8 protein-coding genes are annotated in these 10,000 nt (G+C 65.3%); 4 read left to right on the top strand and 4 right to left on the bottom strand.

The genetic code is table 11. The annotated features are described in order from the left end of the window. The 4 genes from LDL37_RS05375 to LDL37_RS05360 all read left to right on the top strand — a co-directional run. Positions 1-2,289, top strand: a 2,289-nt coding sequence (locus LDL37_RS05375; RefSeq protein ID WP_290795338.1) for a bifunctional [glutamine synthetase] adenylyltransferase/[glutamine synthetase]-adenylyl-L-tyrosine phosphorylase, incomplete at its 5' end; no start/stop codon positions are given. Between the two features lie 101 nt (positions 2,290-2,390). Next, positions 2,391-3,068 (top strand): RNA polymerase sigma factor, encoded by a 678-nt coding sequence (locus LDL37_RS05370; protein WP_290795336.1) that lies wholly within the window; start codon positions 2,391-2,393, stop codon positions 3,066-3,068. Positions 3,069-3,083: 15 nt separating this feature from the next. Beyond that, positions 3,084-3,518, top strand: coding sequence for a hypothetical protein (locus LDL37_RS05365; RefSeq protein ID WP_290795333.1), 435 nt, complete (start codon positions 3,084-3,086; stop codon positions 3,516-3,518). Continuing rightward, the gene (locus tag LDL37_RS05360) at positions 3,518-4,066 is read left to right on the top strand and encodes a periplasmic heavy metal sensor (protein WP_290795331.1); all 549 of its coding nucleotides are present in this window, start codon (positions 3,518-3,520) and stop codon (positions 4,064-4,066) included. Before LDL37_RS05365 ends, LDL37_RS05360 begins: the two co-directional genes overlap by 1 nt. Here LDL37_RS05360 and LDL37_RS05355 read toward each other — a convergent pair. The 4 genes from LDL37_RS05355 to LDL37_RS05340 form a co-directional block, all read right to left on the bottom strand. Next, positions 4,058-4,972, bottom strand: coding sequence for a DMT family transporter (locus LDL37_RS05355; RefSeq protein WP_290795329.1), 915 nt, complete (start codon positions 4,970-4,972; stop codon positions 4,058-4,060). The two genes, LDL37_RS05360 and LDL37_RS05355, sit on opposite strands and share 9 nt — an antisense overlap. Before the next feature lies 1 nt (position 4,973). Further along, a complete protein-coding gene (locus LDL37_RS05350) occupies positions 4,974-7,568 on the bottom strand; it encodes an ATP-binding protein (protein WP_290795327.1) in 2,595 nt (864 codons plus the stop codon). Positions 7,569-7,725: 157 nt separating this feature from the next. Then, a complete protein-coding gene (locus LDL37_RS05345; protein WP_290795325.1) occupies positions 7,726-8,283 on the bottom strand; it encodes a response regulator in 558 nt (185 codons plus the stop codon). Positions 8,284-8,414: 131 nt separating this feature from the next. Next, on the bottom strand, positions 8,415-10,000 hold a 1,586-nt coding region (locus LDL37_RS05340), incomplete at its 5' end, for a DUF3458 domain-containing protein (protein ID WP_290795322.1).

Genomic DNA, 10,000 nt, shown 5'->3' with positions numbered 1-10,000 from the left:
GTCGATCGGCTGGCGCGCCGCGTGTCGAACATCCTCAGTGAGCGCACCGGCGACGGCTACGTCTTCCGCGTCGATCTGCGGCTGCGGCCGGACCCGTCCTCAACGCCGACCGTGGTCAGCGTGCCGTTCGCACTGAACTATTACGAGACGGTGGGGCAGAACTGGGAACGCGCGGCCTTTATCAAGGCGCGGCCCATTGCCGGGGACATGATCGAGGCCAAGGCCTTCATGCAGGCCCTGTCGCCCTTCATCTGGCGGCGCAGCCTCGACTATCCGGCCATTGCCGACATTCAGTCGATCAAGCGCCAGATCCATACCTATAAGGTCGATGAGCGCCTCGATCCCGCCGGGGCCAATCTCAAGCTGGGTGTTGGCGGTATCCGCGAAATCGAGTTTTTCGTTCAGACCCAGCAACTGATCCTCGGCGGGCGCGACCCGTCGCTGCGCTCGCGCCGCACGCTGGATGCGCTCGATGCCCTGCGCCGTGCCGGGCACTTGGCCCCCGCCGTGGCCAAGGAGCTGAAACAGGCCTATGTGCGCCTGCGCGACTGGGAACACCGCGTGCAGATGATCGCCGACGAGCAGACCCACACCCTGCCCGAAGCCGAGGACGAGCGGATGCGCGTCGCCGCCATGTGCGGCTTTTCCAACCTCAGTCGCTTCGATCTGGCCGTGTCGCGCACCCTGCGACTGGTCAACGGCCACTATGGCGAGCTGTTCTCCGATTCCGAAGACCTGTCCTCGTCCTTCGGCAGTCTGGTGTTCACCGGGGTCGAGGATGACCCCGAAACGCTGAAGACCCTGGCCCGTCTGGGCTTTGAGCACCCGGAGCAGATTTCGGCGACCATCCGCGGCTGGCACCACGGGCGTATTCCGGCGACGCGCACGCCACGCGGCCGCGAACTGTTTACCCGACTGGTGCCGCGCCTGCTGGAGGCGGTAAACGAGACGGGCGCGCCCGACATCGCCTTTACGCGCTTTGCGGTCTTCTTTTCGGGCCTCAGCGCCGGGGTGCAGATTCAGTCGCTGTTCCTCGCCAACCCCAAGCTGTTCAAGGCCATTGTCGAGATCATGGGCTTCAGCCCGCGTCTGGCGCAGCTTCTGTCGCGGCACCCGACCATTTTCGACGCCATGCTGGACGCCGGCTTCTTCGACCCGCTGGGTGAGGAACTGGACCGCCTGATCATGGCGGAGGTCGAGCGCGTGCCGCCGGACCCGGAAAACGCGCTGGAAAACGTGATGAACGCCCTGCGCCGCATCTGCCGCGAGCAGCAGTTCCGCATCGGGATGCAGATTCTCAATGGCCGCCTGACGACCGAAGCGGCGGGCGCCGCCTATGCGCGTCTGGCCGATGCCTGCATCACCCACCTGTCGCCGCTGGCGCTGGAGGAGGTGCGGCGGCTGGGCGGCCATCTGTCGGGGCAGGTGGCCATACTGGCGCTGGGCAAGCTGGGCGGGCAGGAGATGACGGCGCGCTCCGACCTTGACCTGATGACCGTCTATCTGCCGGACGATCCGTCAGAAATGTCGTCGATCAAGGGCTGGGGCGCGGAAACCTTCTTTGGCCGTTTTACGCAGCGCCTGATCGCTGCGCTGTCGGCCCCGACCCACGAAGGCACGCTGTACGAAATCGACATGAAGCTGCGCCCCACCGGGGCCAAGGGGCCGGTGGCCGTGTCGCTGGCGGCGTTTGAAAACTACTACACGAAGGACGCCGATACCTGGGAGTTTCAGGCCCTGACGCGCGCCCGCGTGGTGTGGGCGACGTCCGAGGACTTTGCCGATCTGGTGCGGCTGAAGCTCGAAACCATCCTGCGTGCCACGCGCTCTGAGGCGCGCACGGCGCTGGACGTGCTCAATATGCGCGCCCTGATGGAGAAGGAGCGCCCGGCCAAGACTTTCTGGGATTTCAAGCTGGCCGTCGGCGGTCAGGTCGATTGCGAATTTGCCGCCCAGTATCTGCAACTGGTGCACGCCGCCAATGGCGGGCCGCTGCGCGTCGGCACGATTGCCGCGCTTCAGGCCATGCAGCGCGCCGGTCTGGCGAAGGCCGAGGACATCGAAGCGCTGAGCGCCGCCTGGCGCGTGCAGCAAAGTCTGGCGCAGGTGATGCGCGTGTCGCTGGATGCCAATGACGACCCTTCGAAAGAACCGGAAGCGTTTCAGCGCAAGCTGGCGCGCGCCGTGCACACGCGCCGTCTCGATACGCTGGAAAAGAAGCTGAAAGACCTGCGCAAACGCGCCCGCAATGCGTTTGAAACCGTGGTCGCGCCGCGCGACGAACGCTAACGACGGATTTACCTGTCTGCTGCGTGAAAGGCTATGACAAACGGATCGGTCAGATGGCCGCAAACGGTTGCCCAAACCCTTGTTGCGTAAAGGCCCCGCTTATGAGTAATGTGACGCCTGAGGCGGAACACCGTCGCCCACAAGAACGCGGGACAGGACAGGTCATGACCACGGGCTTTGACCCGGATGAGGCGCAGATTGCAGCCGTGGCGCGCGGAGACGCGGCCGCCACGCAATCCCTCGTGGCCCGCAAAATGCCGCGCGTCCTGTCGCTGGCGCGGCGTCTGCTCAATGATGCCGCCGAGGCCGAGGACGTGGCGCAGGAAGCCCTGTTGCGCCTGTGGAAGCAGGCCCCGCTGTGGGTGCCGGGCCGGGCGCGCGTCGATACCTGGCTGCACAAGGTGGCGGTCAATCTGTGCTACGACCGGCTGCGGCGGCGGCGCGACACGGTCGATCATACGGAGATCGAGTTGGCCGACCCTTCGGCCAATCCGACCCGGCGGCTCGATCAGCAGCAGATGAGCCAGACAGTCGAATCCGCGCTTTCGACCCTGCCCGAACGGCAGCGCGTGGCCATCGTCCTCTGCTACTATCAGGAACTGTCCAATATCGAAGCGGCGGCCCTGATGGAGATTTCGGTCGAGGCGCTGGAAAGCCTGCTGTCGCGTGGGCGGCGGCAGCTCAAGGCCAAACTGAGCGAGGCGCGCGGCGATCTGATCGGCGGCTCAGCGGCCAGTGGCCGACCGGTGTTAAAAGTTATTCAAGGCAACAAGATTTAGGAAAGGAGCGTTATGATGCACATTCAGATCACATCCGAACGCTTCGAAGCGATCGTCGATGCCTATGGGGCCGAACCCCAGCGCTGGCCGCAGGACGAGCGCGCCGCCGCCCTGTTGTTCATGCAGCAGCACCCGGAAGTGGCCCGCCGCGTACTGGCCGAAGCGCGCACGCTCGATAGCTGGCTGTCGTCGGCGGATGAGGTCGAGCCTTCCGTCGCCTTGCAATGGGAAGTTCTGGCTCGCATGATGCCGGCGGGGGTCGCTGCGCGTCCCGCCCCGGTGGTGGCGCGGCCGCGTCGTCGGCGCTGGCTGGCAGGCGGTATCGGTCTGGCGGCCGCCTGTGCGGCGGGGATTATTTTCGGTGTTAATATCGGGCTGATGACCCTGTCCGAAGCGCGCGCCGAGGCGGTGCTGGCTTCGGCCAGTCTGGCTGAGGTGGATAACTGGTAATGCCTGAGACCGTTCCGCCTGCGTCCTCGAAGAAGCGGCCCACCGCCCGCACCTGGCTGGGGGTGTCGCTGGCGCTCAACGTGTTTTTGCTGGGCTCGCTGATCGGTGTGGGCGTGATTGCGTCCAAGCATTTCCGCCCCAGGCCGGACCGTGCGTCTCCGGCGCTTCTGCACATGATCGAAGGTTTGAGCCCGGCCAATCAGGAAAAGGCGCGTCAGATCCTGACCGATGCGGCGCTGGCCGGGGAAGGTGATATGGATCAGAGCCGCACCTATCGCAAATTGGCGGCGGAGCTGATGCTGCAACCCAAGCCCGACCCGGTGGCCATTCAGGCCGAAATCACCAAGGCGCGCCGCGCCGAGGCCTCGGCCAAGGACAAGATCGAAACGGCGGTCATTTCGCTGCTGATCCAGTTGCCGCCCGATGAGCGGGCCAAGGTCGCTGAGCCCCTGATCAAGACGCCGTTCCGTGCACGCTCCAAGGCCCTGTCCGATGTGCGCAAGGCGGAAGAAAAGGCGAAAGCCGCGGCGGCTTCGGCCTCACGCTGAGCCGCGTGGCCGGTGAGCGGCGGCGCAGGTCAGCACGCTGGCGCACAGAAGCGCGATGGCGATGATCTCCGTCAGATGGGGCCAGCGGCCTTCCCACAGGAAGCCGTAGAGCAGGGCAAACAGCGTCTCGAACAGGATCATCTGCCCCATCAGCGTCAGGGGCAGCAGGCGGCTGGCGCGGTTCCAGAAGGCATTGCCGATCACCGAACACAAGAGCGCCACCGCAGCCATCAGCCCGGCAAAGCCCCACCACTGAACGCCCGAATGTATGCCCGGCGACAGGAGAAAGGCGGGCACGGCCAGAACGAGCGCCAGTGCCCCGGTGACCAGACCGGTCAGCAGGCTCCAGTCCTGCGACGACACCGTATCCAGCCGACTGAGCCAGCGGCTGTTGTCCACGGCGTAGAGCGTCCAGGCGATCAGCGCCCCGAAGGCGCAGGCAATGCCGAATAGAGACCCTGACGTGCCGCCCACGCTGCCCCAGACGGTACAGGCGATACCGGCGATGCCGAGCGCCAGGGGCAGGGCCAGCCGCCGCAACGGCACCGAGCCGTTGTCGTGGCGACCCAGCACGGCGACGCTGACCGGTAAAAGACCGATGATCAGCGTCGTCATGGCCACACCGCCCGACTGCACGGCCTGCGCCAGACAGACATAGTAGAGGATATTGCCGAGCAGGCTGAGGCGGATCAGGGCGCGCCAGCCTCTGGCGTCCACCTGCGCGCAGACCTGTTTCCAGCGTGGGGCGATCAGAGCCGCGGCGATCAGGCCATAGGCGACATAGCGCCCGGCCGACAGTTGCAACGGTGTAAAGCCCGCCGCCAGTTCGGGGGTGAGAAACACAAGGCCCCACAGCGCGCCGGCGATGATGCCGCAGCCTATGCCCCACAGGGTGCGTCGATCCATCTCAGGCCGCGGCGATCTGACCCGACGTGTCCGGGGTATCCGGCGTGTCGTCGGCGCTGGCGCCGGGGCTGGTCTGGGTCAGGGGCAGGATGACGCTGACCGTGGTGCCCTGACCGACGGTGGAATCGACCTCCAGACGGCCTGAATGCATTTCGATCAGCGACTTGGTGAGGGCGAGGCCGAGGCCGGTGCCTTCCTTGGTGCGCGAGAACTGGTTTTCGATCTGCTCGAACGGGCGGGCCAGACGCTCCATGTCCTTCGGGGCGATGCCGATGCCGGTGTCGGCGACGTAGAGGTGCATGAAGCTGTCGGTCGGGACCGCCGACACGGTGATGGTGCCGCCCGACGGCGTGAACTTGATGGCGTTGGTCAGGATGTTGAGCAGAATCTGTTTCAACGCGCGGTAATCGGCCTGAATATCGGGCAGTTGCGGCAGGTGTACGCGCATCTTGAGCCCCGCCTTTTCCGCCCGCTGCCGCACCAGACGCAGCGTATCGTCCACCACCTCTTCGACCGAGACGGGCTCAAAGCGCAGCGTCATCTTGCCCGCCTCGATCTTCGACATGTCGAGAATGTCGTTGATCAGGGCCAGCAGGTGCTGACCGGAGCTGAGGATATCGCCCGCATATTCCTTATAGCGCGCGTGGCCCAGCGGTCCGAACATTTCGCCCGCCATGATCTCGGAGAAGCCGTTGATGGCGTTCAGCGGCGTGCGCAGTTCGTGGCTCATATTGGCCAGGAATTCCGACTTGGCGTGATTGGCCTGTTCGGCGCGAATCTTGGCCATTTCGTACTTTTTAGCGAGGTCGGTCTGGATGCGACGGCTTTGTTCCAGCTTATCGACCATGGCCTGAAGCTGTTCTTCGTTGCGCCGGCTCATCTCCTCCTGAATCTTGATGGCGGTGATGTCGGCCCCGGTGACGACCGTGCCGCCTTCCAGCGTCCGGCTCTCGGAAATCTGTATCCAGCGCCCGTCGTTCAGTTCGGCTTCCACCACGCCTTCGCGGCCGTCGATCACCGGCTCCTGACGGCGAATCGCGATGGCCATGACCTTTTCGATCAGTTCGCGCGACGTGCCCGCCTTGAGGAAGCGCGGGTCGATGCTGAAGGTGCGGCCAAACACCTCATTCCACATGACCAGCCGACCGCGGCGGTCCCACAGGACGAAGGCGTCCGACACCGAATTGATGGCCCCGGTCAGGCGCGCTTCGGCACGCTGGGCGCGGGACTGCGCCGCGCGCTCCTCGGTGACATCCAGTGCCACCCCTGACAGGCGGCTGAAGCCGGACAGATCGCGCGGACCCGTCGCCTGACCGCGCGCATCGACCCAGATCGAGCGGCCATTATCACCCGGCACCCTGAAAGACACGTCGAGCGCGCCGTGGCCGCGCGCATTGAGCAGGGCCTTGCGCACCGCTTCCCGGTGTTCGGGGGCGATACGCAGCAGGACTTCGTTGGTCGTCGCCACGCCGCTGCCGCCCCAGCCGAACATGACGCCGGTGACTTCGGACATGAAGACCTGATCGCTTTCGAGGTCCCATTCCCAGATGCCGCAGCGCGCCGCTTCGACGGCCAGCCGGTAGCGCGTCTCCTTGGCCTCGTACTGACGCGCGGTCTCGGAATTGCGCCGCCCCTGCACAATCAGCAGCAGCCCAAACAGCGCGCCGATGATCAGCGGCCCGATAAACAGGGAGGCCGTCCCCAGCCAGCTTCCGCTGGCCGCGCCGCCCGACGGTTCAATGTAAAGCGTGATCAGGCCATTTTCGCCCTCGCGCACCGCGGCGATGCGGACAAAGCCCTTTTCTTCCAGCGTGCCTTCGCTGATGCGCGCGCTGTTGGCATTGTCGCGGATCTGTTCCGGCGTGACGGTCAGGGCCTTGCGGATATTCTGTCCCGTCAGCCGCTCGTCCGAGGCGCTGAGGATGTCGCCGGCGGCATTGATCAGCACAATCTGGTTGTCGCGCGTGTTTTCGGCGTCGCGCAGCGGATTGTTGAGGCGCGCGACGGCGCGCACGCGACCGGGAGCAGGCGTGCGCACCAGATAGGCACGCGCGGTACGCGTCAGGCGCGACCCGAGCGCCAGAGCCGCAAACCCCTTGTCTTCGACCCTGGCCGCCTCGCTCAGCAGGGTGTTTTCATCCTGACCGGCGCGCGCGATGATGCGCCCTTCGGCATCAATGAGGGCCAGCGAGGCCACGGCACCGCCCGAGGCTTCAAGCGCCTTTTGCACCGCATGTTGGGCTGCCCCCGGCTGTGTCTGATAGGCCGATAGCGCCCCGTCCATCGCGACGCGGGCGACGGACACGGCCTTGTCGGCCCTGAGCGCGTTCAGCCGGGCCTGCCCATAGGCGGCGGCATCGCGCGCCGCCTGACCGGATGAGAGGTCGTTTTGCAAACGTGCCGAAGAAATGGCCGCAAACAGCATCAGGCCCAGCGCCAGGCTGAGCCCGCCGATACGCATCCACAGGGGCATACGCGGGCTGACCTGCGTCAGCAGACTGGATTTGAGCGATCCGCCACCCTGAGCCCCACCCAGCCGGGGGCGCGGGCCGTCCGGGGCTCCGCTGCGGCTGGGCTGTGGCGAGAAAAGCTTCATGCGCGTCAGGATATCCGGGAAGGGGAGGACAGGCGGCGACCGGATTTGATTCGGGTACAACTGAAAGGGTAAACGTCGCGTTAACCCTTTGTCGAGAGTCTTGCGGTCGTTAAAAAGGGGACGGCCTCACTGCGCTGTGGGCAAAAAAACCTCCGCCTCAATCCGCCTTTGCCGCTGCGTTCTCGTCCGCAGCCGGTGCAGCGTCCTTGACCGGCGGCTTGTGATCCTCGCTCCAGCCCTCGCGGCGTTCCTTGCCTTGGTACTTGGAGTCCTGACGACGGCGGCGATCCGGCCCGAAATAGCTGGCGGTCTTGATGAAGGGGCGCGGCTTGTCGATGACGGCGGCCACCTTGCGGTACAGTTCCAGAGCCGTCACAGGCTTGGCGCAGAATTCGTTGACCCCGGCATCGCGCGCGGCGGTGACGCGAGAGCGTTCCGAATGCGCCGTCAGCATGATGATCGGCACGTAGCGATTGGGGCTGTCCGACGAATTGCGCACCATGTGGACGAATTCGACCCCGTCCAGCACTTCCATCATGAAATCGACGATGACGATGTCGATGGCGTCGTTGCGCAGGCGCTGAAACGCATCGCCGGCGTCGCGCGCCTCAAACACATGAGTGGCCCCGAACCCGCGCAAAATCGTTTTCACAATGTGGATCATGTGGGTGTTGTCATCCACCACCATGAACCGCACGCGCTCAAGTCCCGCCACTTTTGACTCCCTTACGCACATACCAAAGCGGAGGCCGTGCGGGCGGCCTCTGAGGGAGGTTTTAAACCTTAAAGTTTGTCAACAAGTTAAGCGAACGGCAATCTTCCAACGGGGGCTTGTGACGGCCCCCCTTACCCCGCCAGCGCCTTTCCAGCCAGTTCGCCGACGTTTTTCGACAGGCCCTCGGTGGCGACAATCCGCTCCAGCGCCGCCTGCATCAGGCTCCGGTGCGGCTCGGCATAGCGTTTGAAGCCGCCAAAGGCTTCGATCAGGCGCGCCGCCGTCATCGGGTTGAAGCGGTCCACGCTGAGGATTTCGTCAGCGATAAAGGCGTAGCCTTCACCCGATACGTCGTGGAAAATCGCCGGATTATTGGCGGCAAAGGCCTGCGCCACGGAGCGCCAGCGGTTGGGCACCTTACGGTCAAAATCCGCGTGCGTGACAAGGTAACGCACGCGCGTCAGGGTTTCGGGATGGGCACAGGCGGCCTGCACCGCGAACCATTTGTCGAGCACCAGAGGCTCGGACTTAAAGCGCGCATAGAAGTCGTCCAGCGCGTCCTGATAGGCGGTGCCGTGGACCTGCGACAGGGCCGACAGACCGGACATCTGGTCGGTCATATTGCTGGCCTTGTGGTAGTGAGTCTGTGCAAGCGCGGTCGCCGCAGGGGCATCGGCGGCGACGATCAGGTCAAGCAGGGCGTTGCGCAGGGCGCGGCGGCCCGCCGAAGCGGCGTCGGGGCTGAAGGTTGGCTCAGAGGGCAGGGCCGCATAGAGGGCTTCGGCATCCGCTTTCAACGCGGCCGCCAGCTCGGCCTTGAAGGCCTTGCGCCGGGCATGGATGAAGGCCGGATCGACCGGCGTCAGGCTCTGGGCCAGGTCCATCTCGGTCGGCAGGCCGCTGATCAGCGCCTTGAACGCCGCATCCAGCGTCGGATCGGTCAGGGTGGCGCGCAGGGCTTCGGCATAGGCGGCGGCCGCGCCTTGCGGATCGAGAATCAGGGCCTTGGCGAGGCTCTGGGCCGCCTCCCAGCGGTTGAACGGGTCGGGATCGCCGCGGAAGCGGGCAAAGCGGTGCGCCTCCGGCTCGTCCAGCGTCAGCTTGACCGGGGCGGAGAAGCCACGCAGGGCCGAGATCACCGGCGTTTGCGTCACCGCTTCCAGCACCCATTGCGTGTTTGCTTCGGTCAACAGGAACAGGGCCTCGGTCACGCTTTCGCCCGCGTGGACAAAACGCAGCGGCGCACCGGCCTCGGACAGTAGGCCCAGCCGCACCGGGATCGGCACCGGGGCCTTGTGCGCCTGTGACGGAGTAGGGGGCGTTATCTGCGACACGTTGAGGGTCAGACGCTGCGCCGCCGCGTCATAGGTGGCTTTGATGGTGAGCGTCGGCGTCCCCGCCTGCACGTACCATTTCAGCCAGGGCGAAAAGTCCTGCCCCGTGACGGCCTCGAAGCTTCTCAGGAAATCTTCCAGCGTCGCCGCCGTGCCGTCGTGCGTATCGAAATAGTGGTCCAGTGCACGGCGATAGGTGTCCGCGCCGACGACCGTCTTCAACATGCCGACGATTTCCGCCCCCTTCTCATAGATGGTGGCGGTGTAGAAGTTGTCGATCTTCAGATAGGCGGCCGGGCGCACCGGATGGGCCAGCGGTCCGGCGTCTTCCGGAAACTGCCGCGCGCGCAGCATCTTCACGTCCTTGATGCGCTGTACCGCGT

The sequence above is a fragment of the Asticcacaulis sp. genome (genome assembly GCF_020217185.1).
GTDB lineage: Bacteria > Pseudomonadota > Alphaproteobacteria > Caulobacterales > Caulobacteraceae > Asticcacaulis.
This window is presented reverse-complemented; position numbering and strand designations above follow the sequence as displayed.

What these genes read in the sequence shown, in the direction of transcription:
- LDL37_RS05370 (WP_290795336.1), top strand. Translation starts at nt 2,391, where the DNA reads ATGAGTAATGTGACGCCTGAGGCGGAACACCGTCGCCCACAAGAACGC.
- LDL37_RS05365 (WP_290795333.1), top strand. Translation starts at nt 3,084, where the DNA reads ATGCACATTCAGATCACATCCGAACGCTTCGAAGCGATCGTCGATGCC.
- LDL37_RS05360 (WP_290795331.1), top strand. Translation starts at nt 3,518, where the DNA reads ATGCCTGAGACCGTTCCGCCTGCGTCCTCGAAGAAGCGGCCCACCGCC.
- LDL37_RS05355 (WP_290795329.1), bottom strand. Translation starts at nt 4,972, where the DNA reads ATGGATCGACGCACCCTGTGGGGCATAGGCTGCGGCATCATCGCCGGC.
- LDL37_RS05350 (WP_290795327.1), bottom strand. Translation starts at nt 7,568, where the DNA reads ATGAAGCTTTTCTCGCCACAGCCCAGCCGCAGCGGAGCCCCGGACGGC.